Origin of the sequence: Streptomyces sp. NPDC046203 (assembly GCF_040646255.1) — a bacterium.
Taxonomy (GTDB): Bacteria; Actinomycetota; Actinomycetes; order Streptomycetales; family Streptomycetaceae; genus Streptomyces.
In genome coordinates this window covers 41,445-67,288 of the sequence record NZ_JBEYZX010000024.1, presented here as the reverse complement: position 1 = coordinate 67,288, position 25,844 = coordinate 41,445, and the positions used below count along the sequence as shown (strand labels likewise).

Here is a 25,844-nt window from a genome sequence, read left to right as displayed (position 1 = left end):
AGGGCGTACACCGTGAGCACCACTTCGAAGACCACGAACGTCCCCGCGCCGCGCGACGGCGACGGACACACCGGACCGCTGCTCGAAGTCCGCGACCTGCACGTGGAGTTCCACACGCGTGACGGCGTGGCCAAGGCCGTCAACGGCGTGAACTACTCGGTCGACGCCGGCGAGACCCTCGCCGTGCTCGGCGAGTCCGGCTCCGGCAAGTCCGTGACCGCGCAGGCCATCATGGGCATCCTCGACATGCCGCCCGGCAAGATCCCGCAGGGCGAGATCATGTTCCGCGGCCAGGACATGCTCAAGATGTCCTACGAGGAGCGCCGGCAGATCCGCGGCCGGAAGATCGCGATGATCTTCCAGGACGCGCTGTCCTCCCTGAACCCGGTCCTCACCGTCGGCTACCAGCTCGGCGAGATGTTCCGGGTGCACCACGGCCTGTCCAAGAAGGACGCGACGGCCAAGGCCGTCGAGCTGATGGACAAGGTCAAGATCCCGGCCGCCAAGGCCCGGGTCACCGACTACCCGCACCAGTTCTCCGGCGGTATGCGCCAGCGCATCATGATCGCCATGGCGCTGGCCCTGGAGCCCGACCTGATCATCGCCGACGAGCCCACCACGGCGCTCGACGTGACGGTGCAGGCGCAGGTCATGGACCTGCTCGCGGAGCTGCAGCGCGAGTACAACATGGGTCTGATCCTGATCACCCACGACCTCGGCGTCGTCGCCGACGTCGCGGACAAGATCGCCGTGATGTACGCGGGCCGGATCGTCGAGCAGGCGCCGGTGCACGAGCTGTACAAGCGTCCGGCCCACCCGTACACCCGGGGTCTGCTCGACTCGATCCCGCGCCTGGACCAGAAGGGCCAGGAGCTGTACGCGATCAAGGGTCTGCCGCCCAACCTGCTGAAGATCCCGTCCGGTTGCGCCTTCAACCCGCGCTGCCCCAAGGCGACGGACCTGTGCCACACCGAGGTCCCCGCCCTGGTTCCGGTCACCGAGCAGGACGGCGGCGAGCTGCCGGGCCGCACGAGCGCCTGCCACTTCTGGAAGGAGACGATCCATGGCTGAGCTCAGCAAGAACGACAAGGCCGAGGGCGTGTCCGAGGACGCGGCCGTGGCCGCCATCGAGACGCCGGCCGAGCGCGGCGAGCCGATCCTCCAGGTGCGCAACCTGCAGAAGCACTTCCCGCTGACGCAGGGCATCCTCTTCAAGAAGCAGGTCGGCGCGGTCAAGGCCGTGGACGGGGTCTCCTTCGACCTCTACCAGGGCGAGACCCTCGGCATCGTGGGCGAGTCCGGCTGTGGCAAGTCCACGGTCGCCAAGCTCCTGATGAACCTGGAGCGGGCCACCGCGGGCGAGGTCTTCTACAAGGGCCAGGACATCACCAAGCTGTCCGGCCGCGCCCTGAAGGCCGTACGCCGCAACATCCAGATGGTGTTCCAGGACCCGTACACCTCGCTGAACCCGCGTATGACGGTCGGCGACATCATCGGCGAGACCTTCGACATCCACCCCGAGGTGGCCCCGAAGAGCGACCGGCGCCGCAAGGTGCAGGACCTCCTCGACGTCGTCGGCCTCAACCCCGAGTACATCAACCGCTACCCGCACCAGTTCTCCGGCGGTCAGCGCCAGCGCATCGGCATCGCCCGCGGCCTCGCGCTCAACCCGGAGATCATCATCTGCGACGAGCCGGTCTCGGCCCTGGACGTGTCCGTCCAGGCGCAGGTCATCAACCTGATGGAGAAGCTCCAGGACGAGTTCAACCTGTCCTACATCTTCATCGCGCACGACCTGTCGATCGTCCGGCACATCTCGGACCGCGTCGGCGTCATGTACCTGGGCAAGATCGCCGAGATCGGCACCGACACCCAGATCTACGACCACCCGACGCACCCGTACACCCAGGCGCTGCTCTCCGCCGTGCCGGTGCCGGACCCGGACGCCCGTGCGAACCGCGAGCGGATCATCCTGACCGGCGACGTGCCCTCGCCGGCCAACCCGCCGTCGGGCTGCCGCTTCCGCACCCGCTGCTGGAAGGCGCAGGACAAGTGCGCCACCGAGATCCCGGTCCTCGCGATCCCGGAGCGCTTCCAGGGTCAGGACACCCAGGCCGCGCACGAGTCGGCGTGCCACTTCGCCGAGGAGAAGGCGGTCCTCGCCGTCTGATCCCCGGCCCGCCGGTACGACTCCTTCGCGAGCGTACGAGCGGTCGAAGCGAGCGTACGAGCGGCCGAGCCGAGCGTACGAGCGGTGGGACCGTGCGTACGAGTGGCTGAACGACAAGGCCCCGCCATCCCCCACACGGGTGGCGGGGCCTCGTCGTTCGGGGGCACGTTCATCCGGACGCCGTAGAAGTGCACTCCCCGTGATACCGAGTGATATTGACCCTAAGCCGGTCGGATCCGGGACAAACGGGAGGCACCCATGCGGGGAGTCACGCATGCCAAGTGGGCCGCTCTGGCCACCGCCGTCGCCCTCGCCGCGACCGCCTGCGGTGGCGGCGGCGGGAGCGGCGGCGGGGGAGCGAACGGTGTCGTGTCCTCTTCCTGGGGCGACCCGCAGAACCCCCTGGAGCCCGCGAACACCAACGAGGTCCAGGGCGGCAAGGTCCTCGACATGATCTTCCGGGGCCTGAAGCGGTACGACCCGAAGACCGGCGAGGCCAAGAACTGGCTCGCCGAGTCCATCGAGTCCAGCGACTCCACCAACTTCAGGATCACCGTCAAGGACGGCTGGACCTTCTCCAACGGCGAGAAGGTCACCGCGAAGTCCTTCGTCGACGCCTGGAACTACGGCGCGGCCCTGAAGAACAACCAGCGGAACGCCTACTTCTTCGGCTACATCGACGGCTACGACAAGGTCCACCCCAGCAGCGGCGCGGCGAGCGCGACCACCCTGTCCGGCCTCAAGACCGTCGACGAGCGGACCTTCACCGTCAAGCTGTCGCAGAAGTTCTCCACCTTCCCCGACACCCTCGGCTACGCGGCCTTCGCCCCGCTGCCCCGCGCCTTCTACGACGACCACGCCGGCTGGCTCGCCAAGCCGATCGGCAACGGGCCGTACGCCGTCGACTCGTACACCAAGGGCTCGCAGATGGTCCTGAAGAAGTGGGACGGCTACCCCGGTCCGGACAAGGCGCACAACGGCGGCATCACGCTCCGGGTCTACACCGACAACAACACCGCCTACACCGACCTGACCGCCGGCAATCTCGACCTCGTCGACGACATCCCGGCCGCGCAGCTCAAGAACGTCGCCTCCGACCTCGGCAGCCGCTACATCAACACCCCCGCCGGCATCATCCAGACCATCGCCTTCCCCTTCTACGACCCGGCCTGGCACAAGCCCCACCAGGAGAAACTGCGCACCGGTCTGTCCATGGCGATCGACCGCAAGCAGATCACCCAGACGATCTTCCACAACACCCGCACCCCGGCCCAGGACTGGACCTCGCCCGTCCTCGGCGAGAAGGGCGGCTTCCGCGACGACCTGTGCGGCTCCGCCTGCGAGTACGACCCCGGCCAGGCCAAGAAGCTGGTCGCGGAGGGCGGCGGGATCCCCGGCGGCACGATGACGATCACGTACAACGCCGACACCGGCTCCCACAAGGTGTGGGTCGACGCCGTCTGCAACTCCATCAACCGCTCGCTGGGCAACAACCGCGCCTGCGTCGGCAACCCCGTCGGCACCTTCGCCGACTATCGCAACAAGGTCACCCAGCACAAACTCAGCGGGCCGTTCCGGGCGGGCTGGCAGATGGACTACCCGCTCATCCAGAACTTCCTCCAGCCGCTCTACTACACCCACGCCTCGTCCAACGACGGCACCTACTCCAACCCGGAGTTCGACAAGCTCGTCGACCAGGCCAACGCCGAGACCGACCGGACGAGGGCCGTCGACACCTTCGTGAAGGCCGAGAAGGTGCTCCGGGACGACATGGGGGCGATCCCGCTCTGGTACCAGAACGGCAGCGCGGGCTACTCGGACCGGATCGAGAACGTGGCTCTGAACCCCTTCAGCGTCCCGGTGTACGACCAGATCAGGGTCAAGTGACTCAAGGACTCAAGTGACGGGCGAGACGCGTGTGTCCCGCGTGACGCCGTAGCCGGGCCCGGCTTCCTGCCTCTCCCCGGCAGTCCCCGGCCGTCCCCCTTTGCCCCACCCCCACCCGGAGCCAACCCACCGGAGCCTCCCATGGGCCGTTACGTGATCCGGCGGCTGCTGCAGATGATCCCGGTCTTCTTCGGCGCCACCCTGCTGATCTTCCTGATGGTGAACGTGATGGGCGACCCCATCGCCGGCCTGTGCGGCGAGCGCGCCTGCGACCCGGCCACCGCCGCCCAGCTCAAGCGGGAGTTCGGCCTCGACAAGCCGGTCTGGCAGCAATACCTGACCTACATGGGCAACGTCTTCACCGGAAACTTCGGCACCGCCTTCAACGGCCAGCCCGTCGCCGAGCTGATGGCCGACTCCTTCCCCGTCACCATCCGGCTGACGATCGTCGCGATCTTCTTCGAGGTCGTCATCGGCATCACCCTCGGCGTCGTGACCGGACTGCGCCGCGGCCGGCCCGTCGACACCACCGTCCTGCTGCTCACCCTGGTCGTGCTGTCCGTGCCCACCTTCGTCACCGGTCTGCTCGTCCAGCTGCTGTTCGGCGTCAAATGGGGCTGGATCAAACCCGCCGTCTCGCCCGAGGCGCCGTTCGACGAACTGATCGTCCCGGGGCTCGTCCTCGCCTCCGTCTCCCTCGCGTACGTCACCCGGCTCACCCGGACCTCCATCGCCGAGAACAAACGCGCCGACTACGTCCGTACCGCCATCGCCAAGGGCCTCCCGCGTCACCGGGTCGTCACCCGCCACCTGCTGCGCAACAGCCTCATTCCGGTGGTCACCTTCATCGGCGCCGACGTCGGCGCGCTGATGGGCGGCGCGATCGTCACCGAGCGGATCTTCAACATCCACGGGGTCGGCTTCCAGATCTACAACGGCATCGTCCGCCAGAGCACCCAGACCGTCGTCGGCTTCGTCACCGTCCTCGTCCTGGTCTTCCTGGTGGCGAATCTGCTGGTCGACCTGTTGTACGCCGTCCTTGACCCGAGGATCCGCTATGCCTGAGCCGAGCGAACCGTACGAGCAGGGCCGGGCCATCGCCCCCACCGGCGCCGGCGGGGCGGCCGACCTCGCCATGGCGGAGGCGCGGACCCTGGAGCGGACCCCCGGTCCCGGCACCGGCCCCGAGGAGGGCCCCACCGGCCCGGGCGGTCCCACCGGCCCCGGCGGCAAGGTGAGGAAGCCCCGTTCGCTGTGGTCCGACGCCTGGCACGACCTGATCCGCAACCCCGTCTTCCTCGTCTCCGCCCTGGTCATCGTCTTCCTCGTCGTCATCTCCCTGTGGCCCTCGCTCATCGCCTCCGGCGACCCCCTCGACTGCGACCTCGCCAAGGCGCAGGAGGGCTCCCAGCCCGGCCACCCCTTCGGGTTCGACGGCCAGGGCTGCGACGTCTACACGCGGACGGTCTACGGCGCCCGTACGTCCGTCACCGTCGGCGTCCTGTCCACTCTCGGCGTCGCGCTCCTCGGCAGCGTCCTCGGCGGTCTCGCGGGCTTCTTCGGCGGCACCTGGGACGGACTGCTGTCCCGGATCACCGATGTCTTCTTCGCCATCCCGGTCGTTCTCGGCGGCCTGGTCCTGCTGTCCGTGGTCACCAGCAACACCGTCTGGCCGGTGATCGGCTTCATGGTGCTGCTCGGCTGGCCGCAGATCTCCCGGATCGCCCGGGGCGCCGTCATCACCGCCAAACAGAACGACTACGTCCAGGCCGCCCGCGCGCTCGGCGCGTCCAACTCCCGGATGCTGCTGCGCCACATCACCCCGAACGCGATCGCCCCGGTGATCGTCGTCGCGACGATCGCGCTCGGCACCTACATCGCCCTGGAGGCGACCCTGTCGTACCTCGGTGTCGGGCTGAGGCCGCCGAACGTTTCCTGGGGCATCGACATCTCCTCGGCCTCCGCCTACATCCGCAACGCCCCGCACATGATGCTCTGGCCGGCCGGCGCGCTCGCCATCACGGTGCTCGCCTTCATCATGCTCGGCGACGCCGTGCGCGACGCCCTCGACCCCAAGCTGAGGTGAGGCAGGCCATGCTGCTCGAAGTGCGCGATCTGCACGTGGAGTTCCACACCCGGGACGGGGTGGCCAAGGCCGTCAACGGCGTCGACTACGCCGTGGACGCGGGTGAGACCCTCGCCGTGCTCGGCGAGTCCGGCTCCGGCAAGTCCGTGACCGCGCAGGCCATCATGGGCATCCTCGACATGCCGCCCGGCCGGATCACCGGCGGCGAGATCCGCTTCCAGGACCAGGACCTGCTGAAACTGAAGGAGGACGAACGGCGCAAGATCCGCGGCGCGAAGATGGCCATGATCTTCCAGGACGCCCTGTCCTCCCTCAACCCCGTCCTCAGCGTCGGCGAACAGCTCGGCGAGATGTTCCGCGTCCACCGCGGACTGTCCCGGAAGGACGCCCGCGCCAAGGCCGTCGAGCTGATGGACCGGGTCCGCATCCCGGCCGCCAAGGAGCGCGTCGGCCAGTACCCGCACCAGTTCTCCGGCGGTATGCGCCAGCGCATCATGATCGCCATGGCGCTGGCCCTGGAGCCCGACCTGATCATCGCCGACGAGCCGACGACTGCCCTCGATGTCACCGTCCAGGCGCAGGTCATGGACCTGCTCGCGGAGCTGCAGCGCGAGTACAACATGGGTCTGATCCTGATCACCCACGACCTCGGGGTCGTCGCCGATGTCGCCGACAAGATCGCGGTGATGTACGCGGGCCGGATCGTCGAACAGGCCCCGGTCCACGAGATCTACAAGGCCCCCGCGCACCCCTACACCCGGGGCCTGCTCGAATCCATCCCCCGCCTGGATCAGAAGGGCCAGGAGCTCTACGCCATCAAGGGCCTGCCGCCCAGCCTCCTCGCCATCCCGCCCGGCTGCGCCTTCAACCCGCGCTGCCCGCTCGCCCAGGACGTGTGCCGTACCGACGAGCCGTCGCTGTACGACGTCACCGAGTCGCCCGTGCCGCGCGCCAGCGCCTGTCACTTCTGGAAGGAGTGCCTCCATGGCTGAGACGACGGGCGGGGGGACGGGTACGACCGTGGGTGCGGCGACAGGGCCTGGGGCGGCCCCCGGCGGGGTGGCGAGCGAACCGATTCTTCGCGTTCGCGACCTCTACAAGCACTACCCGCTCACCCGGGGCGTCCTGTTCAAGAAGCAGATCGGCGCGGTCCGGGCGGTCGACGGCGTCGACTTCGACCTGGCCGCCGGCGAGACCCTCGGCATCGTCGGCGAGTCCGGCTGCGGCAAGTCGACCGTCGCGAAGATGCTCGTCAACCTGGAACGCCCGACCGCCGGCTCCATCACGTACAAGGGCGACGACATCACCAAGCTGTCCCCGCGCGCCCTCAAGGCCGTACGCCGCAACATCCAGATGGTGTTCCAGGACCCGTACACCTCGCTGAACCCGCGCATGACGGTCGGCGACATCATCGGCGAACCCTTCGACATCCATCCCGAGGCCGCGCCCAAGGCCTCCCGGCGCCGCAAAGTACAGGACCTCCTCGACGTCGTCGGCCTCAACCCCGAGTACATCAACCGCTATCCGCACCAGTTCTCCGGCGGCCAGCGCCAGCGCATCGGCATCGCCCGCGGCCTCGCCCTCCAGCCCGAGATCATCGTGGCGGACGAGCCGGTCTCCGCCCTCGATGTCTCCGTCCAGGCACAGGTGGTGAACCTGCTCGAACGGCTCCAGCACGAGTTCGGCCTGTCGTACGTCTTCATCGCCCATGACCTGTCGATCGTCCGGCACATCTCGGACCGGGTCGGCGTCATGTACCTCGGCCGGATCGTGGAGACCGGATCCGACGCCGAGATCTACGACCACCCGACGCACCCCTACACCCAGGCACTGCTGTCCGCCGTGCCGGTCCCCGACCCGGCGGCCCGCGACCGCCGCGAGCGCGTCATCCTGGCGGGCGACGTCCCCTCCCCCGCCAACATCCCCTCCGGCTGCCGCTTCCGCACCCGCTGCTGGAAGGCCCGCGAGCGGTGTGCGCTGGAGGTCCCGCTGCTCGCCGTCCCGGCCGTCTTCCGGGACACGGGCACCCCGGCGGAGCACGACTCGGCCTGCCACTTCGCGGAGGAGAAGCGCGTGGTGCCGCCCGAGCGGGGCGAGGGGCGGGAGGGTGAGCGGCGGGAGGGCGAGGGGCCGGGGGAGAGTGCGGCGGGGGAGTGACGGTACGGGCGGACGGGCGGGTCTACCAGCCCGGCGGGCGGTGCGCGGGCGGGGCCGGGGGCAGGCCCGGGGCCGGGTGGTACGGCGCGGGGCGGGGCCGCCAGGTCCCGCCGAGCAGGACGAGGACGGCGATCCCGGCGAGCATTCCGTACCAGACCAGGACCTCGTACAGCGTGTCCGAGACGGGCGGCGCGGGCGTGGCCGCGTACCAGCCGGGTCGCACCACCACCAGGACCCCGGCGGCCCCGTAGCCGGTCAGCAGCAGTCCCGTCAGCAGGCCGAACGGCCGGGTGGCGCGGGCGCGCGCGAACCCGGCGCACGCGACGGCCAGGAGGAGCAGGACGAGGACCGCGCTCAGCCAGCCCGGCGGCACCGAGAGCACCGACAGCAGCAGCGGGCGCCCGCCGGTGAGCCGGGCGATCACGATCTCGGACGGAATGCGGGTGGTCAGACGCAACTCCCAGACGGCCACGACCAGTCCGCCCAGCAGACACAGCACGCCCGCGGCGACCGCGGGCCCGCTCCGGGGGCGGACCGGGCCGCCGGGGCCGCCGGGTTCGCCCCGGCCGTCGAACCGCCGGCCCGCCGCCGCGGTCACCACGAGTCCCGTCGCGAGCCCGAGACTCAGCAGGGCCGTGACCAGCGCCTCGACGTCGGCGGCCCACAGTCCGGGCAGCCGCAGCGCGATCGTGGTCAGCCCGACGACGGTGAACGCCGGTGCCGCGAGCGGCGATCGGGTGGCCGTGACGGCGGTGACGGTGTACGCGAGGAGCAGGAGCAGATCGACGAGCGAGGTCGCCGGGACGTCGTGGAACGGCATGCCGGGCGCGCCCAGCCAGTAGTCGAGCAGGGCGAGGGACGGGCCGAAGAGCGCGAGGTCCCGCAGCAGCCAGACCACGATGACGAGCGCGAGCACCGCGCAGAGGGAGGCTCCGACGAGGCGTGCCGAACGTGTCACTGTCACGGTCCCGATACTCTCGGTCAGTTGAATCCTGAGCAAGTCCCCGGGATTTACTGGTGTGTTCGGCCATGAATGGCCGATTCGGGGCGAGGGCCGGCGGTCCTCGCCCCGGGCGGCGGGTCTACCGGGTCATCCCCAAGGAGCGCTTCAGGAAGTCGACTTGAAGCAGCAGGAGATTCTCCGCGACCTGCTCCTGCGGGGTCATGTGCGTGACGCCCGACAGGGGGAGCACCTCGTGCGGGCGGCCCGCGGCGAGGAGGGCGGAGGACAGGCGCAGGGTGTGGGCGGCCACCACGTTGTCGTCGGCGAGGCCGTGCACGAGCATCATCGGGCGGGCCGGCTCCCGGGCCTCGCTCAGACCGGCGTCCGTCACCAGGGAGTTGGCCGCGTAGACGGCCGGCTCCTCGTCGGGCAGACCGAGGTAGCGCTCGGTGTAGTGGGTGTCGTAGAGCCGCCAGTCGGCCACCGGTGCGCCCACGACCGCCGCGTGGAAGACATCGGGGCGGCGCAGCGCCGCGAGCCCGGCGAGATAGCCGCCGTAGGACCAGCCGCGGATCGCGACCCGGCCCAGGTCGAGCGGGAACCGCTCGGCCAGCGCGTGCAGCGCCTCCACCTGGTCGTCGAGGGTCAGGGTGAAGTCGCGGGCGATCGACTTCTCCCACGCGGGGGAGTGGCCGGGGGTGCCGCGCCCGTCCGCGACGACCACCGCGAAGCCCTGCTCGGCGAACCAGCGCGGGGTCAGATAGGCGTTGTGCGCGGCCACCACCCGCTGCCCGTGGGGCCCGCCGTACGGGTCCAGGAGCACCGGCAGCGGGCCGTCGCCCTCGGTCCAGGACGACGGCAGCAGCACCGCGCACGGGATCTGCCGGGGGCCCGCCGTGGTGAGCCGTACGTCCGCCGAGAGCACCGGCTTCTGGGCGTACGAGGTGATCTCGGCGACCCGGACACCGTCCCGCAGTACCCGCACCGTGCTGCCCGGGGCGTCGGGCCGGGCGGAGGACAGGACGGTCACCGCGCCGGAACGGACCGCCCCGTGCACCCCGGGCCCCTCCGAGAGACGGACGGCGCCGCGCTCGTCCACCCGGTAGACATGGATCTCACCGGTCTCGTCGGTCCCACTGGTCTCGCCGTCCTCATCGGTCCCATTGGTCCTACCGGTCTGCGCGCCCTCGCCCGCCGACGCCGAGACGAGAATGTCGTCCGCGCCGATGTCGAGAACCGCTCGCACATGCAGCCGGGAGTCGGTCAGAACCCGGTCGCCGACCGCGAGCGCCCGCGCGCCACCCTCGTCGGTGACCCTCACGAGCCGTCCGTCACCCGTCCAGGCCGGAATTCCAGCGAACAGTTCAAGCCAAGTCGGATCCTTCTCCAGACGCAGTTCCGTGGTGGTCCCCGACTCCGGGTCGACCGCCAGGTACGCCTGGGTCCGCTGATCCCTCGCCTGCACCAGAAGCAGCGGAGATCCACCCGCCGACCAGTGCACCCGCGCCAAATACGGGAAGAGTGCCCGGTTCCACAAGACCTCGGTGCGATTTCCGGACAGATCCACGACGAAGAGCCCGACCTCCGCGTTGGGCGTCCCCGCGGCGGGGTAGGCGACCGCCTGCGGCTCCCGTCCGGGCCGCGCCGGGTCCGCGATCCACCAGCGCCCGACCGGCCGTTCGTCGACCCGCGCGACCAGCAGGCGGTCCGACGAAGGGGACCACCAGAAGCCGCGCGAGCGGCCCATCTCCTCCGAGGCCGCGAACTCCGCGAGCCCGTACGTGACGCCCTCCGCGCCCTCCTCCGGCTCGGCGAGAACCCGGTCACCCGTACCGTCCGCGCAGGTCAGCCGTAGTGTCCCGGCCGTCGCGTACGCCACGAGGCGACCGTCCGGCGAGGGCCGCGGGTCGATCACCGGCCCCTGGGCGGGCAGTTCGCGGACCGTGCCGGCCCGCAGATCGGCCGTGAACAGCCGACCCGACAACGCGAACGCCGCCGACTCCACGGCCCCGTCCACCGCGTACCCCACGATGCCCGCCGAACCCTCCCGGCTGCGCTCCCGACGGGCCCGCTCCTCGGCCGGCAACTCCTCGGCCGCGCCCGCCAGAAGCGTCTCCGGGTCGGCCACCAGACGCTCCACCGCTCCGGCCGGTCCGGTCAGGTCCAGCATCCACAGCCGGTGCGAGCGGTCCGTCCCCTGCTCCCGCCACTCCTGCCCGGCGGCCGGGTCCGAGGGCGCCCCCGAGGCCGTTCCGGCCCCGAATTCCGGGCCCGAGCGGACGAAGAGCACCCGCTCGCCGTCCGGCGCGACGGTGAAACCGCGCGGTGCGCCGAGGGTGAATCGCTGCGTCCGGGCGTACTGGCGGGGAAACGAGAGCGAGTTGTGCGCGAAAGGCAAGGGGGAAGACAGGGGCGAAGTCATGTGACCGAAACTAGCGGCCGTGCGCCCCCTCGTGCCCCCGTACACCAATCAATGTTCTGGCACGGATAGTTATGATCCGTAGCACTAGGTGGGTAGTAGACATCCACTGGCACATGCCAACCGAACGTCCGACCGAAGAAGTGTGGAGGTGAACCGCCGTGGCACTCTCGATCTCGGTGGTGGTGCTGCTGGCGATCGTCGTCTTCCTGCTGATCCGGAAATCCGGGCTCAAGGCTGGTCACGCGGCGGTCTGTGCTCTCCTGGGCTTCTATCTCGCGAGCTCCTCCATCGCCCCGTCGGTCAGCACGCTGACCACGAACGTGGCGAACATGATCGGCGGCCTCAAGTTCTGACGGGCGCGTCCCGGCCACCGCGTCCTGGCCGCCGCGTCCCGGCCACCGCGTCCCGGCCGCCGTCTCCCGGCGGTCGCGGTCCCTCGTCGTTTCGTGATCGCTCCATGATCGGCACATGATCGTTTCTGCCCGGTGGGCGCCAGGCCCGGCCTGCCGACCCGCCGGGGGCGCCGCCTCGTAGGCTGGAGCCATGACGGAACTCCCTGCCCGTCGTCTTCTTCTGGTGCACGCGCACCCGGACGACGAGTCGATCAACAACGGCGTCACCATGGCCAGGTACGCGGCCGAGGGTGCCCTCGTGACCCTGGTGACCTGCACTCTGGGCGAGGAGGGCGAGGTCATCCCGATCGAACTGGCCCACCTCGCACCCGACCGGGAGAACCGGCTCGGGGAGTTCCGCGTGGGCGAACTCGCCGCCGCGATGCGCTGCCTCGGCGTCACCGACCACCGCTTCCTCGGCGGCGCCGGCCGCTTCCGCGACTCCGGGATGATGGGGGTCGAGCAGAACCACCGCCCGCACGCCTTCTGGAACACGGACGTCGACACCGCCGCCGCGTACCTGGTCGAGGTGATCCGGGAGACCCGCCCCCAGGTCCTCGTCACCTACGACCCCGACGGCGGCTACGGCCACCCCGACCACATCCAGGCCCACCGGGTCGCCACGCGCGCCGCCGAGCTGGCCGCCGACCCCGCGTACCGGCCGGACCTCGGCGCCGCCCACGCCATCGCCAAGATCTACTGGAACCGGGTCCCGCGCCCCGTCGCCGAGGCGGGGTTCGCCCGGCTGCGGGCCGAGGGCTCCGGGTTCCGGGCCGACGCCTCCCTCGCCGACATCCCCGGCATCGTCGATCCGTCCCGGATCACCGCCGAGATCGACGGGGGTACGGAGCTCACGGACGTGGGCATGGACGCCGGTACGGGCCCGGGCGCGGGCCTCGGGGGGTACGCCGCCCGCAAGGCCGCCGCGATGGCCGCGCACGCCACTCAGGTGACCGTGGAAGGGCCCTTCTTCGGCCTCTCCAACGACCTTGGCCAGCCCCTCTTCACCACCGAGTACTACGAGCTGGTCCAGGGCGTCTCCGGCGCCCCCGCCGGCACCCGCGAGACCGATCTCTTCGCGGGCCTCGCGGATGCGAACGCCGACACGGGTGCGGATGCGGGTGCGGGGGCCGACGCGGGTGCGGGAGCGGCGGGCGCATGAAGTTCCGTTACGTCTGGTACGTCCTGCTCGTCGTCCTCGGCGCCCTCGTGGGCATCGCGGGCTCCCTCGTCCAGGCCGCCTGGTTCCCGGGCGGCGTTCTGCTGGCCCTGCTCGCCTCGTTCGCCGTCTTCTACGGCGGGCTGCGCGCCACCGGAACCCAGTTGGGCGTCCTGTCCGCGGGCGCGGGCTGGCTCGTCGCCATCGTGCTGCTCAGTCTCGGACGCCCGGAAGGCGACGGGCTGTTCGGCGGCGGCTTCGGCGAGATGGTGTTCCTGCTGGGTGGCATGGCGCTCGCTGTGATGTGTGCCACGATGTCCAAAGTGGCCCCACCAGCCCCGTGAACAGCCGGAGTTGACGTAGGAACGTCTTGACTTCCCCAGCTTCGTCCCGGCGGATTCCCGCCGGGTCGGGTAGGGACCGGCGGCGGCCAGTATGGTGGTGCGCGCCGCCGGACCCGCCCGGATCAGCATGAGCATCAGCAAGAGCGGGCGGCGGAGCCAACCGGGAGATCCTGCTTTGAGTCGTGAAACTGGTCGAGAGACTGACCGTTCCTCCTCCGGCGCCCAGGGGCGCGGAGGAGCCGCGTACCCCTCGGGCACCACGCCGTACGGGCTTCGCCCCGGCCAGGAGGCGGCCGAGGAGCCTGTCACCGCGCCGCCGGAGGAGCCCAAGACCGAGACGACGCTGACCACCCGGATCCGGATCAACATCCCGGGTTCGCGTCCGATCCCGCCCGTGGTCGTCCGCAAGACGGTCGGCGACGCCCCGGCCGGCGCCGCCGCCGAGGACGCCTCCGGTGCCGGTGCCGGTGCCGGTGTCGGTCCCGCCGGCGCGGGCCGTCCCGCGGCCCCGGCCGCCGTCCGCCCGGAGCCCACGCCCGTGCCCGCGCCCGAGCCGGAGCCGGTCGTCCCGGCCGAGCCCGTCGCGCAGAGCGGTGCGGCGGACGAGAAGCCCACCAGCGACTGGTTCGCCCCGCGCAAGCCCTCCGCCGCCGCGCCGCCGAGGGCCGCCGCGGCCATCGAGGCGAAGCCGGCGCAGGAGTTCGCGTCGGCGCCGGGTCAGGCCGGCCAGGCGGGACCGAACGCGGGCCCGCAGGCTCCCGCCCCGGTCACCGGAACCCCGGGCTTCACCGGCTCCGCCTCCGACGGCGTTCCGTCGGCCGCGAGCACCACCCAGAGCATGCCGGTGTTCACCCCGGGCATGACGGGCGGTCCCGGCCACACACCGGCTCAGGGCACCCCCGTCGTCACCCCGGAGGCCGCGGCCGCGGCCGCGCACATGCCGTACGACGACGGTCCGGGCAGCACTCCGGCCGCGGGCACGCCGATGATCGGCGGCCCGGAGGCCCCCATGGGCCCGACCGCCGCCGTCACCGGCTCCAGCCGTGTCACCGCCGCCCCGACCGGCCCCGGCGCGGGTCCGGCGCAGGGCGGAGGCCCGGGTGGGCGTCAGGGCGGTCCGGCGCAGGGCGGTCCGGCGCAGGGCGGACGGCAGGGCGGACGTAAGGGTGGACGCCAGGGGGGTCCGCAGGGCGGTCGTCAGGGTGGGCCGCAGGCCGGTCCTCACGGTCCCCAGGGCGGTCCGCAGGCCGGAATGGCGCAGGGCGGGATGGCTCGCGGCGGCATGAGGCAGGGCGGTCCGGGGCAGGGTGGTCCGGGGCAGGGCCGTCCGGTCCAGGGTGGTCCGGGTCAGGCGGGCATGGGGCAGCAGCATGCTCCCCGGATGTCCGACGACACCGCGATCCTGACCCCGCAGCCCCCGGTGCCGGTTCCGGTCGGCGGCCCGCTGGGCGGTGGCGCGCAGCGTGGTCCGGGGGCCCGTCCGGCGGACGGCGGCGAGCGCGGCAATGTCTCGGGCGCGACCCTCAACAGCGGTGTACCCAGCGGTCCCAAGGCTCCTCAGGAGCCGGCGCCCCGGCCCGCCCCGGCGCCCGCGGCGAAGGCGGCCAAGCCGGCGAAGAAGCGTTCCAAGCTGGTGCTCGCCTGCGTCGGCGTGGTCGGTCTGGGCGCGGTCGCGTACGGCGCGGGGCTCCTCCTCAACCACTCCGACGTCCCGAAGGGCACCACGGTCCTCGGTGTCGACATCGGCGGCGGCACGAAGGAAGAGGCCATCGCCAAGCTGGAGGGGACCCTGGGCAAGCGCGCCCATGGCCCGGTCCGGCTCAAGGTCGAGGGCAAGACGGTCGAACTGGCCCCGGACAAGGCGGGCCTCTCCCTGGACGCCCAGGAGACGGTGCGCGGAGCCGCGGGCAGCGACTACAACCCGGTCTCGGTCATCGGTTCGCTCTTCGGCGGCGAGCGGGTCGTCCAGCCGGTCATGCCGGTCGACGACGAGAAGCTCGGCGTCGCCCTGAGCGACCTGGCGGGTGCCTCGGGCTCCGTCCGGGAGGCGACGATCCTCTTCGAGCCGGGCAAGGTCACCCCGGTCGAGGGCAAGGCGGGCAAGGGCCTGGACGTCCAGCGCTCGATGATCTCGGTCAAGGACGCGTACCGCACCCAGGTGGCGACGGGCCATGCCAACCCCGTCGAACTGCCGGTGGTGACCCGCCGTCCCACGGTCAGCAAGGCCGAACTCGACAAGGCCATGGAGGAGTTCGCGCAGCCCGCGATGTCCGGCCTGATCACGATCCAGGCCGGCACGGCGAAGATCGACTTCGGCCCGCAGCGGTCGCTGCCGCAGATCCTCTCCGTGAAGGCCGTGGATGGCCACCTGATCGAGGTCTACGACAAGGAGGCCATCACCCGGCTGCTCGATGGCGTCTTCAAGGGCGTCATGGTGACCAAGGGCGACGGCAGCAAGCACGAGGTCTCCGCCGACGACGTGGCGTTCGTGATGCGCGACGCGCTGCGCGGCAAGACCCCGGCGGAGCGGACGCGGTCGATCGACCTCTCGGGCAACGGCTGACGGGCCGCCCGCCCCCGCGCCTGAACAGCGCCCCGCACGGATGCCCGGCATCGGTGCGGGGCGCGCTTTATGCTGGCCGTATGACGCCCGTCGAGGTCACGCCGAGACTGCCGGCCGGACGAGGAGGTGGTGGGAAATGAGTGTCGCCATTGATCACACGGGGCCCTGGACCGTCGCCGATGTCCTGGCACTGCCCGAAGATCGCACCACCCGCTATGAGCTGCTGGGGGAGTCCCTCGTCATGTCCCCTGCGCCCGGCATCCGTCACCAGCGGGCCTCTCTGAGGCTCGCGATGTTGTTGCATGGGGCGGCGCAGGCCGCCAAGGCGCCGGTCGAGGTACTGGAGGCGATCAACGTCATCCTGCCCTCCGGGCTGGTGGTGCCCGACCTGGTGGTGACGGACGCCGGCGCGACGGCTGAGGACGCCGTCAGTGTCGATGCCGAGGGGGTGCAGCTCGTGATCGAACTCGTCTCTCCCGGCAACCGCACAGTGGACCGGAAGTTCAAGCCGATGCTGTACGCAGAGGCGGCCATCCCGTATTTCTGGCGGCTTGAGTTCGACCCCGCTCCCATGCTCGTTGTTCATGAACTGGAGGGCGGCCGTTACGTGGAGCGGACGACCGCTCTGGCGGGCGCGACGACGCGTTTGGACACACCGTTCCCCTTCGAGATCGACCCTGCGAGCCTGACGCGGAGGTAGGGGAGACTCGGATTTGGGCGGGCGCGGGTCAGGGCGGGTCCTATGGGTGGGCGTGTGCAGTGGGTTCGGGTGGTGGCCCGCCCTCTTTCCGAGTGTGGCCCCCTTCGCCGGTCCCTCAAGGGCGCTCCCTTCGGTCGCGTCGCTGCGCGACTCCGCTTCGCTTCGCCCTTGACCGCCCGGCTGCGGGGGGCCTTTTCACACTCGGAGGGCGGGCCCGGGGGGAAGGGTCCACGCGGGGGGTTGTTTTGTCGGCGGGTCGTCGTGGGCGAGTGGCGGGCCGGTGGTCGGGGTGGGGTCCGGGTATCGCTCCGGTGGCTCTGTTGCCTGTGCGCCGGTGGGGTGGGGCTCGGTTTGTGGCCGGGATGGGCGGGACGGTGTCCGCTGGTTCGGGGTGCGCGGTCGTGGAGTGGGGCGGCCCGGGCCGTCTCGGCGGATGATCGCCGTCGGCGGGCTGGGATTCATGCCCCGCTGGTCACCCTTGGTGGGTGGGGCGGGGGGAAACCCCGCTCGCGCGGAGGGAAGGGCCCTGGAATCGCCTCTTGAGTCACACGAGTTCACACCCGCCCCACGGTGGGAGCGGAGTCGCGCCTTCCACCCCGGGTTGGGTGAGTAAGTGCGCTCGCGAGCGTCCGAAGGTGCCTCTGAAGTCACAGGAGTTCACTCCTGCCCCATTTTCGGCGGGGATTTCGACTTACCCATCCGCCGGACGAAGGAGCTGCGCACGCGAGCATCCCCGTTCGCCCCTGCCGTCACGCGAGTCCTGTGCGAGTTAGTGTGCTCGCGAGCGCCCGGGAGGGCCTTTGGAGTCACGGGAGTTCACAATTGCCCTATTTGAGGCTGGAATGCTGGCTTAAGTCGCGCCTTGGCGAAGTGGGTAAAATCCAAGGTCTGGTGATGTGAAGCCGCAGGTCAGCTCCTGTGGTCCCCGCGCACGCGGGGGTGGTCCCATCGCGGAGGCCGGCGCCGCGATCCAGCGTCGGTGGTCCCCGCGCACGCGGGGGTGGTCCCCCTCCACATCGTCGGCGGCGAGGATGGCACTCGTGGTCCCCGCGCACGCGGGGGTGGTCCCCGACGCTGCGGCCACCGCGAGGTCGTCCCGCTGTGGTCCCCGCGCACGCGGGGGTGGTCCCGATCTGGTCGGAAAGGAACTTGAGGTCAACGCGTGGTCCCCGCGCACGCGGGGGTGGTCCCCGAAGCAGCGATCGGTGCTCGCGCAGCAGCAGGTGGTCCCCGCGCACGCGGGGGTGGTCCCGTGTGGGCGACGGACTACACCCGCCGCGCGCTGTGGTCCTCGCGCACGCGGGGGTGGTCCCGGGCTCGCGACGCGCATGTCGTGCAAGGGCACGTGGTCCCCGCGCGCGCGGGGGTGATGTCCATGCGGGCGCTTGCCGGTTCTTCAGTGGCACCGGCGGTGACCAGCGGGGCAGGAATCCCAGCCCACCGACGGCGGTCATTCGCTGAGCCGTGCCGGGCCGCCCCATTGCACTGTTGCGCACCCCGGGTCGGCGGGCAGGGTCCCGCCGGCCCGGGCCGCAAACCGAGCCCCACCCCACCGGCGGACGGCCATCAAGCCGACCGGAGCGATACCCGGGCCCCTCCCCACCCACCGGCCCGCCGCCCGCCTACGGCGGCCAGCGCAAAAGCATCGCCCCCGCGTGGACCTTTCCCCTGGGCCGCCCTCCGAGAGTGTCTTTCGCGTCTGGAGGCGCCGGGTCAAGGGTGGGCGCAGCCCATCGCGCAGCGACGCGACCGAAGGGAGCGCCCTTGACGCGGCGCTGGAAGGCGCGACTCTCGGAAGGAGGGCGGACACCACGTCACACCCACCCGGACCTCGCGCTCAGACACGTACGCCCCGCCCGCCTCCCCCCTGCGGCTCAATTCAGCAGCGCCCGCGCCGCCTTCGCTCTCCGCCGGATCGCCTCCGCCGCGCTCGGCTCCACCGCGTCCATCACCTTCGCGTACGCCTCCATCTCGGCGGCCCCCGTGAGGAAGTCGCCGCGCTGCACGAGGAGTTCGGCTCGCTCGTACCGCAGTCGCGCCGGATGTGATGGCAGCAGTAGCGACAACTCGACCGCCCACAGCGCCACATCGGACCGCTCGGGCCTGGACGACGCCCACGCGCGGATGTTGTTGAGAATGCGCAGCACGATCGACGGCGCCGTCGCCGGCCGCAGCATCGACGGGTCGAGTGCCTCGCCGGTCGCGCTGGTCACGATGAGTTCGGCGTCCTCGCCCGTCATCGGCCGCCCGCCCGCGAAAGGGTCGGCCAGCCGGAGGTCGGCCGGGTCGCCGAAGCCGACGACGAAGTGGCCGGGCAGGCCGAGCCCGTACACCGGCGCCCCCGCCCGGCGGGCGACCTCTATCCACACCACCGACAGCAGGATCGGCAGCCCGCGCCGCCGCTTCAGCACCTCGTGCAGCAGCGAGGACTCCAGGCGCTGGTAGTCGGCCCCGATCCCCTGGAAGCCCTCCCGCCGGCCGAGCAGGTCCGACAGGGCCGCCACCCACGCCTCCGCGCCCCGCGTCCCGTACGGCACCAGCCCCGCGAGCCGGTCGAGTTCGACCTCCGCCAGGTCGAGATCGACCTGGGTCAGCGCCGGGTCCGCGACCGCGCCGACCAGCAGGCAGAGCCGGGCGAGGTCGGGCCGCTCGGACCGCGCCTCCTCCGCGAACTCCTGCCGCCAGTCCGTCACGCGTCCGTCCCCCGGTCGCCCGGCCCCCGATCGGACATCGTCGGGAGGTCCGCCGTCGCGGACCGGTCGAGGTAGTGGTGGTAGTGGTGGTGCACGGTGAAGCCCATCCCGTCGTACAGCGCCCGGGCGCCGTCGTTGTCCGATTCGACCTGGAGCCAGGCCGCCGAGGCGCCCTCCTCCAGAGCCCGGCGGGCGAGCGCCGTCATGACGGCCGTCGCCAGGCCCCGGCGGCGCTCCCCGGTGGCGACCTCGACCGCCATGAAGCCGGCCCAGCGTCCGTCCACCACGCAGCGTCCGATCGCCGCCGGTACGTCTTCGGTGCCCGCGACGGACGCGAACCACACACTCGGGCCACTCCCGAGCACCTTCGTCACATGCGGCCCGGGTTCCGCGGACCGCTGGTAGCGGGCCAGCCACGGAGCGTCGATCGACCGGTCCAGCCGTACCTCCGCGAGGTCGGCTCCGTTGTCGGCCAGCGGGGCGAGGCCCGCGATCCGCACCTCGGCGGACACCTCGCGCACCCAGCCGCGCCGCTCCAGCTCCGCGCACAGCACCTCCTGCGTGCCCTCGGCGCCGGTCGCGGCCTGCACGTACGCGGGAAGCCCGCGCCCCGCGTACCACTCGCGCACGCGATCGAGCGCGGCGTCCAGCGGCAGACCGGGATCGCCGAGCGGAAGCACCGAGTTGGCCCGCCGGGTGAAGCCGCCGGCGGCCCGCAGCGTCCACTCGCCGAGCGGCTCGCTCTCCAGCGGCTGCCAGCCGCGCGCGGTGACCCGGGCCAGTTCGGCGAACGAGGCGGCGGGGCCGCGCCGGCGCGCGGGCGCGGCCGGGACGACCTTGCCCGCGGCGAGGCTCTCCTCGGCGACGCGGACGATCTCCCCCGTCCTCCGTGTGATCACCAACACACCGGACTCCCAGGAGGTGAGCACCCCGACCGCGTCGGCGAACCGCTCGCCGGGAATCCGTGAGTCTGTCACGTACCGAACTGAGACACGTTTTCCCACGTCAGCAGTGGTAATGCGGACATACAGACGTCCGCCACCAATGAATTCCACGCCTTCTGCGCCCCTCCTGTTCGGATCGCCCCCGAGAACGGAGATACTAGGGGCGGGCATCGACGACGCCGCGCTCCCGCGCAGACCAGCCCTATCGAGGAGGAATGACAGCGTGACCTACGTCATCGCGCAGCCTTGTGTCGACGTGAAGGACAAGGCGTGCATCGAGGAGTGCCCCGTCGACTGCATCTACGAGGGCCAGCGATCCTTGTACATCCACCCGGACGAGTGCGTGGACTGTGGCGCCTGTGAGCCGGTCTGTCCGGTCGAGGCGATCTTCTACGAGGACGACACCCCGGAGGAGTGGAAGGACTACTACAAGGCGAACGTCGAGTTCTTCGACGAGCTCGGTTCGCCCGGTGGCGCCTCCAAGCTGGGCCTGATCGAGCGGGACCACCCCTTCATCGCCGCCCTGCCGCCGCAGAACGGCTGAGCATCTCCGATATTCCGCCCGGTCCCGTACGGCCTCGCCGCTGTACGGGACCGTTGCGTTTCCCCCGTCCCTCGTTCTCCGACCTCAGCCCTCCGACCTCAGCCCTCCGACTTTCGACCTTCGTCTTTCGTACGTACGAGGAAGTGAGCCACACCGTGAGCGCCGTCTCTTCGCGTCTTCCCGTCTTTCCCTGGGACCGCCTCGAGCCCTACAAGGCCACCGCGTCCGCCCATCCGGACGGCATCGTGGACCTGTCCGTGGGCACCCCGGTGGACCCGGTCCCCGCGCTGATCCAGGAGGCGCTGGTCGCCGCGGCCGACTCCCCGGGCTATCCCACGGTGTGGGGGACGAAGGAGCTGCGGGACGCGCTCACCGGCTGGTGCGAGCGGCGGCTCGGCGCGGTGGGCTTCGCCCACGAGAACGTGCTCCCCGTGGTCGGCTCCAAGGAACTGGTGGCCTGGCTGCCCACCCAGCTCGGCCTCGGCGCGGGCGACAAGGTGGCCTACCCGCGGCTCGCCTACCCGACGTACGAGGTGGGCGCGCGGCTGTGCGGCGCCGAGCCCGTCGTCTACGACGACCCCACCGAGCTGGACCCGGCCGGCCTGAAGCTGCTGTGGCTCAACTCGCCGTCCAACCCGACGGGCAAGGTGCTCGGCAAGGACGAGCTGACCCGGATCGTGGCCTGGGCCCGCGAGCACGGCGTGCTGGTCTTCTCCGACGAGTGCTACCTGGAGCTGGGCTGGGAGGCCGACCCGGTCTCGGTGCTGCACCCGGACGTGTGCGGGGGCTCGTACGAGGGCATCGTCGCCGTCCACTCGCTGTCCAAGCGCTCCAACCTGGCCGGATACCGTGCCGCGTTCATCGCGGGTGACGCGCAGGTCCTGGGCGAGCTGCTGCTGATCCGCAAGCACGGCGGGATGATGACCGCGGCGCCGGTGCAGGCGGCGACGGTCGCGGCGCTCGGGGACGACGCGCACGTGGCCGAGCAGCGGGAGCGGTACGCGGCCCGGCGCGCGGCCCTGCGGGGCGCCCTGGAGGCGCACGGCTTCCGCATCGAGCACAGCGAGGCCAGCCTGTACCTGTGGGCCACGCGGGACGAGCCGTGCTGGGACACGGTGGCGTACCTGGCCGACAAGGGCATCCTGGTGGCGCCCGGCGACTTCTACGGGACGGCGGGGGAGCGCTTCGTGCGAGTCGCGTTCACGGCGACGGACGAGCGGGTCGAGGCGGCGGTCAAGCGCCTGGGCTGATGCCGGGGCCGGCGGTTCGGGCCGGGCGGTCCGGGCCGGGCCCGCGCCGTCCGGAGGCGGGCGCAGGGGTACGTCCGAGCGTCCCCGCGCCGTCCGGAACGGGCGAAACGGGCCCCGGCCGCCCCGGCACCGCCCCCGGGTACGTCCGGAAGCGCCCTGAGCCGTCCCGAACGGGCCCTGAAGCCGCCCCCGGAGCCCCTGGAGCCCCCGGAACCCTGGAACGCGCCTGGAACGGGCGAGGGCCCGGGAAGCACGTCCGACGTGCTTCCCGGGCCCTTCGCGTTCCACGAGGGTGTGGCGGCTCGTCAGCCACCCAGCGGCAGGCCGCCGAGCAGACCGCCGGCGGCACCGGCCGCACCGGCGGCGGGACCGGCGCCCTTGCCCGCACCCTTGCCCCCCTTGGAGCCCTTGCCGGCGGCACCCGCGGTGTCACCGAGGGCCTTGCCGGCCTGGCCGGCGGTGTCGCCGACGATCTTCTGGGCGGCGGGCGTGGCGGTCTTGCCCGCCGAGCCCACGACCTTGCCGGCGGCCGGGACGGCGGAGTCGACGGCCTTGCCGCCGGTCTTGCCCACGGTGCCGGTGGCGGTCTGCGAGGCGGCGTCGACGGCGTTCCCGGCGCCGGACGTGTCGAGGGAGGTCAGCCCCGTCAGGGCGCCGGTGGTCGGGGCGAGGGAGTGCTCCGCGGCGCTCGCGACGCCGGCCGCGCCGACCACGGGGGTTGCGCCGGCCGCGACGATGAGGGCGGCGCGGGCGATCCGACGGGTCAGGGGGAGGGACATGATGCTCCTTCGGCGGAGTGGATATGACGCGCTGACAACCGGCCTCGGGGCGGGGGAGGTTGCGGACGCCGAAGGTAAAGACTGGGCAATGCGTCGTATTGTCGGGTGGGGAGGAAAGCGGACGAACGCCTCAAGGTGTCGGCGGCTGCCGAACCGTCACTCCCCTTGTCTCGCAAGGGGAGCGAGGGGGTGGGGGAGCGGGTGGTCGGACCCTCTGAGGGAGGCTGCGGGCCGGTGCCCGGGATGACGCGCCCGGGGGATTCGTCGCACGGCTGCCCGAGGGGTCCGTGCGGGGTGCATATGCCGGTTGTGGGCGGTCGTGAGGTGGTCGTGAGGTCGGGATGGCCGTTCCGGGCCGCGCGCCCGTCCCGTTGGGTCGGCATATGCCGTACCGAGGAGCCGTCCGTGGCACATATGCCAGTCGTGAGGCGGTCATGAGCCGGCCGTGATGCCGGGGCGGTCGTCCTCTGCCACGCGCCCGCCCCGACGCGACGGCATATGCCGGACTTCCGACCCGGCCGCCGTACGGGCTCCGCTCGGCGCGTCCGCGTCCGCCCCCGCGCCCGCCCTAACGCGCCAGCGTCAGCCGTACCGACGAACCGTCCGTCCCCCGCACGCCCTTGTCGCCGCGCACCGGTTTCCAGCCGCCCGAGGAGGTGTTCGCGACCCAGATCCGGTCGCCGTAGGCGACCTCGGCGATCCGCAGCTCGTCCGCCCGGGCCACCGCCCACTGCGCCAGCGCCCAGCCGCGTTCCGCACGTGGACCCCGCGCCTCGTGGACCGGTACCGACAGCTCCGCCGGCCCCGTCACCGCTTCCTTGCCGGCGGCCGTACCCCGGGCGCCCGCGCCGGGTGCCCCGGCGCCCTGCTCCGGCACGGTCTCGACCTCCGGCGCGGTCCGCGTGCCGAACGCCTTCACCAGTTCGTCCCGCACCCGCCGCGGATCGCCCGGCCGCCCCTCCGTCTCCGCGACATCGGCCGTGCACGCCAAAGCGGCCTGCGCGCGGCCGGTCAGGGCCGCCGACAGCAGCGTGGCGTCCGGCTCGTGCTTCGCGTACGCCTGCGGGAAACCGCTGCGCTGCACCTTCTGCGCCGCCACCGTCAACGGCAGCCGCGAGTAGCCCGGGACCTTCTCCAGGCCCTCGTAGAACTTCGTCGACGAGTACACCGGGTCGAGGATCTGCTCCGGCGTCCCCCACCCCTGCGAGGGCCGCTGCTGGAACAGTCCGAGCGAATCCCGGTCGCCGTGCTCGATGTTGCGCAGCGCCGACTCCTGCAGCGCGGTCGCGAGCGCGATCGTCACCGCCCGCTCCGGCAGCCCGCGGGAGCTGCCCACCGCCGCGATGGTCGCCGCGTTCGACGCCTGCTCGGGGGTGAACTCGTAACGGCCGTCCCCACTGCCTATCACGCACCGCGGCGCGCCCATGCTGCCCGTGACGTCGTGCAGCGTCACATAGGCGGCCAGGCCGGCGAGCACGGAGAACGCCGCCGTGAACCGGGCGGCGCGCCCTCGGCGGGCGGAAACGGGGACACGGCGGGGCTCGGACACGCGCTCCACCGTACTGGAGGCGGGGTTAGGGTCGGCACATGGCTGACACCGCTCCCTCCACGACCCCCTCCGAACCCGAGCCCGCCTCCGCTCCGGCACCCGTCCTCGACCTCGCGCTCGACGGCGCCGCCCTGACCGCCGCGCTCGTCGACTTCCGGTCCGTCAGTGGTACGGAGAAGCCGCTCGCCGACGCCATCGAGGACGCCCTGCGCGCCCTGCCGCACCTGACCGTCGACCGGCTCGGCAACAACGTCGTCGCCCGCACCACCCTCGGCCGCTCCGAACGCGTGGTCCTCGCGGGCCACATCGACACCGTGCCGATCGCCGACAACGTCCCCTCCCGCCTCGACGACGACGGCATCCTGTGGGGCTGCGGCACCTCCGACATGAAGTCCGGCGTCGCCGTCCAGCTGCGCCTCGCCGCCACCGTGCCCGCCCCCAACCGCGATCTCACCTTCGTCTTCTACGACAACGAGGAGGTCGCCGCCCACCTCAACGGTCTCGGCAAGGTCGCCGAGGCCCACCCGGACTGGCTCGCGGGCGACTTCGCCGTCCTCCTCGAACCCTCCTACGGCCAGGTCGAGGGCGGCTGCCAGGGCACCCTGCGGGTCAAGCTGCACACCGCGGGCGAGCGCGCCCACTCCGCCCGCTCCTGGATGGGCTCCAACGCCATCCACACCGCCGCGCCGATCCTCGCCCGCCTCGCCGCGTACGAGCCGCGCAAGCCGGTCATCGACGGCCTGGAGTACCACGAGGGCCTCAACGCCGTCGGTATCGAGGGCGGCGTCGCCACCAACGTCATCCCCGACGCGTGCGTCGTCACCGTCAACTACCGCTACGCCCCCGACATTTCCCCGGCCCAGGCCCTGGAGCACGTACGGGAGGTGTTCGCGGACTGCGACATCGCCGAGTTCGTGATCGACGACGAGAGCGGCGGCGCGCTGCCCGGCCTGTCCCACCCCGCCGCCGCGGCCTTCATGAAGGCGGTCGGCGGCACCGCCCAGCCGAAGTTCGGCTGGACCGACGTCGCCCGCTTCAGCGCGCTCGGCGTCCCGGCCGTCAATTACGGCCCGGGCGATCCGCTCTACGCCCACAAGCGGGACGAGCACGTGCACGTCGAGCGGATCCACCACTGCGAGGCGCGACTTCGCGACTGGCTCACCGAATGATTCCGTCCGAATGATTCCGGCAATTCGATTCCTCTTCACCTGGCGCGTCCTAATCTGACCGGGACGATCAGTGGACGGTGAGAGGAGCAGGCC

21 protein-coding genes and 1 CRISPR repeat array are annotated in these 25,844 nt (G+C 71.7%); of the genes, 15 read left to right on the top strand and 6 right to left on the bottom strand.

What is annotated here, in order from left to right; all coding sequences use genetic code 11:
- Positions 1–12 precede the first annotated feature (12 nt).
- The 7 genes from ABZ990_RS18865 (at position 13) to ABZ990_RS18835 (ending at position 8,300) form a co-directional block, all read left to right on the top strand.
- Positions 13–1,071, top strand: coding sequence for an ABC transporter ATP-binding protein (locus ABZ990_RS18865; RefSeq protein WP_361232321.1), 1,059 nt, complete (start codon positions 13–15; stop codon positions 1,069–1,071).
- Complete coding sequence (locus ABZ990_RS18860; RefSeq protein WP_361232318.1) at positions 1,064–2,170, top strand: dipeptide ABC transporter ATP-binding protein; 1,107 nt, start codon at positions 1,064–1,066, stop codon at positions 2,168–2,170. The genes ABZ990_RS18865 and ABZ990_RS18860 overlap by 8 nt, the downstream gene beginning before the upstream one ends.
- Before the next feature lie 258 nt (positions 2,171–2,428).
- Entirely contained in the window at positions 2,429–4,057 is a 1,629-nt protein-coding gene (locus ABZ990_RS18855; protein ID WP_361232315.1) for an ABC transporter substrate-binding protein, read from the top strand.
- Positions 4,058–4,198: 141 nt separating this feature from the next.
- Positions 4,199–5,122 (top strand): ABC transporter permease, encoded by a 924-nt coding sequence (locus tag ABZ990_RS18850; RefSeq protein ID WP_361232313.1) that lies wholly within the window; start codon positions 4,199–4,201, stop codon positions 5,120–5,122.
- Entirely contained in the window at positions 5,115–6,143 is a 1,029-nt protein-coding gene (locus ABZ990_RS18845) for an ABC transporter permease (RefSeq protein ID WP_361232310.1), read from the top strand. The genes ABZ990_RS18850 and ABZ990_RS18845 overlap by 8 nt, the downstream gene beginning before the upstream one ends.
- An 8-nt stretch (positions 6,144–6,151) precedes the next feature.
- Complete coding sequence (locus tag ABZ990_RS18840; RefSeq protein WP_361232307.1) at positions 6,152–7,135, top strand: ABC transporter ATP-binding protein; 984 nt, start codon at positions 6,152–6,154, stop codon at positions 7,133–7,135.
- Complete coding sequence (locus tag ABZ990_RS18835) at positions 7,128–8,300, top strand: dipeptide ABC transporter ATP-binding protein (protein ID WP_361232304.1); 1,173 nt, start codon at positions 7,128–7,130, stop codon at positions 8,298–8,300. Before ABZ990_RS18840 ends, ABZ990_RS18835 begins: the two co-directional genes overlap by 8 nt.
- A gap of 22 nt (positions 8,301–8,322) precedes the next feature.
- Here ABZ990_RS18835 and ABZ990_RS18830 read toward each other — a convergent pair whose 3' ends face one another.
- Both ABZ990_RS18830 and ABZ990_RS18825 read right to left on the bottom strand, forming a co-directional pair.
- The gene (locus ABZ990_RS18830) at positions 8,323–9,264 is read right to left on the bottom strand and encodes a hypothetical protein (protein WP_361232301.1); all 942 of its coding nucleotides are present in this window, start codon (positions 9,262–9,264) and stop codon (positions 8,323–8,325) included.
- Between the two features lie 118 nt (positions 9,265–9,382).
- Positions 9,383–11,665, bottom strand: coding sequence for an alpha/beta fold hydrolase (locus tag ABZ990_RS18825; RefSeq protein WP_361232299.1), 2,283 nt, complete (start codon positions 11,663–11,665; stop codon positions 9,383–9,385).
- Between the two features lie 158 nt (positions 11,666–11,823).
- Here ABZ990_RS18825 and ABZ990_RS18820 point away from each other — a divergent pair, with 158 nt between their 5' ends.
- The 5 genes from ABZ990_RS18820 (at position 11,824) to ABZ990_RS18800 (ending at position 16,823) form a co-directional block, all read left to right on the top strand.
- Positions 11,824–12,018, top strand: coding sequence for a hypothetical protein (locus tag ABZ990_RS18820; protein WP_359881290.1), 195 nt, complete (start codon positions 11,824–11,826; stop codon positions 12,016–12,018).
- 190 nt (positions 12,019–12,208) lie between these two features.
- The gene (gene mshB / locus ABZ990_RS18815) at positions 12,209–13,219 is read left to right on the top strand and encodes an N-acetyl-1-D-myo-inositol-2-amino-2-deoxy-alpha-D-glucopyranoside deacetylase (RefSeq protein WP_361232296.1); all 1,011 of its coding nucleotides are present in this window, start codon (positions 12,209–12,211) and stop codon (positions 13,217–13,219) included.
- Positions 13,216–13,560 carry a DUF6113 family protein gene (locus tag ABZ990_RS18810; RefSeq protein WP_361232293.1) on the top strand — a complete coding sequence of 115 codons (345 nt, stop codon included), beginning with the start codon at positions 13,216–13,218 and terminating at the stop codon, positions 13,558–13,560. Before mshB ends, ABZ990_RS18810 begins: the two co-directional genes overlap by 4 nt.
- Positions 13,561–13,651: 91 nt before the next feature.
- Positions 13,652–16,123, top strand: coding sequence for a hypothetical protein (locus ABZ990_RS18805; protein ID WP_361232291.1), 2,472 nt, complete (start codon positions 13,652–13,654; stop codon positions 16,121–16,123).
- A gap of 136 nt (positions 16,124–16,259) precedes the next feature.
- Positions 16,260–16,823 carry a Uma2 family endonuclease gene (locus ABZ990_RS18800; RefSeq protein WP_361232289.1) on the top strand — a complete coding sequence of 188 codons (564 nt, stop codon included), beginning with the start codon at positions 16,260–16,262 and terminating at the stop codon, positions 16,821–16,823.
- A gap of 918 nt (positions 16,824–17,741) precedes the next feature.
- Positions 17,742–18,197: a CRISPR direct-repeat array (repeat unit 29 nt; unit sequence GTGGTCCCCGCGCACGCGGGGGTGGTCCC).
- 500 nt (positions 18,198–18,697) lie between these two features.
- On the opposite strand, the gene ABZ990_RS18795 is transcribed toward ABZ990_RS18800, so the two are convergent.
- Both ABZ990_RS18795 and ABZ990_RS18790 read right to left on the bottom strand, forming a co-directional pair.
- On the bottom strand, positions 18,698–19,516 hold the full coding sequence (locus ABZ990_RS18795; protein WP_361232286.1) for a transglutaminase-like domain-containing protein: 819 nt from the start codon (positions 19,514–19,516) through the stop codon (positions 18,698–18,700).
- Positions 19,513–20,571: a GNAT family N-acetyltransferase gene (locus ABZ990_RS18790; protein WP_361232283.1), complete on the bottom strand. Its 1,059-nt coding sequence runs from the start codon at positions 20,569–20,571 to the stop codon at positions 19,513–19,515. Before ABZ990_RS18790 ends, ABZ990_RS18795 begins: the two co-directional genes overlap by 4 nt.
- 112 nt (positions 20,572–20,683) lie before the next feature.
- On the opposite strand from ABZ990_RS18790, the gene fdxA reads away from it, so the two are divergent.
- Together fdxA and ABZ990_RS18780 are read left to right on the top strand one after the other, a co-directional pair.
- Positions 20,684–21,004, top strand: coding sequence for a ferredoxin (gene fdxA / locus ABZ990_RS18785; protein ID WP_010474859.1), 321 nt, complete (start codon positions 20,684–20,686; stop codon positions 21,002–21,004).
- A 155-nt stretch (positions 21,005–21,159) separates the two neighbouring features.
- Positions 21,160–22,254 (top strand): bifunctional succinyldiaminopimelate transaminase/glutamate-prephenate aminotransferase, encoded by a 1,095-nt coding sequence (locus ABZ990_RS18780; RefSeq protein ID WP_361232280.1) that lies wholly within the window; start codon positions 21,160–21,162, stop codon positions 22,252–22,254.
- Between the two features lie 305 nt (positions 22,255–22,559).
- Here ABZ990_RS18780 and ABZ990_RS18775 read toward each other — a convergent pair whose 3' ends face one another.
- Entirely contained in the window at positions 22,560–23,033 is a 474-nt protein-coding gene (locus tag ABZ990_RS18775; protein ID WP_361232277.1) for an ATP-binding protein, read from the bottom strand.
- Positions 23,034–23,601: 568 nt separating this feature from the next.
- Entirely contained in the window at positions 23,602–24,582 is a 981-nt protein-coding gene (locus tag ABZ990_RS18770; RefSeq protein WP_361232274.1) for a hypothetical protein, read from the bottom strand.
- Positions 24,583–24,620: 38 nt separating this feature from the next.
- On the opposite strand from ABZ990_RS18770, the gene dapE reads away from it, so the two are divergent.
- Positions 24,621–25,751 (top strand): succinyl-diaminopimelate desuccinylase, encoded by a 1,131-nt coding sequence (gene dapE / locus ABZ990_RS18765; protein WP_361232271.1) that lies wholly within the window; start codon positions 24,621–24,623, stop codon positions 25,749–25,751.
- The last annotated feature ends 93 nt before the right edge of the window (positions 25,752–25,844 follow it).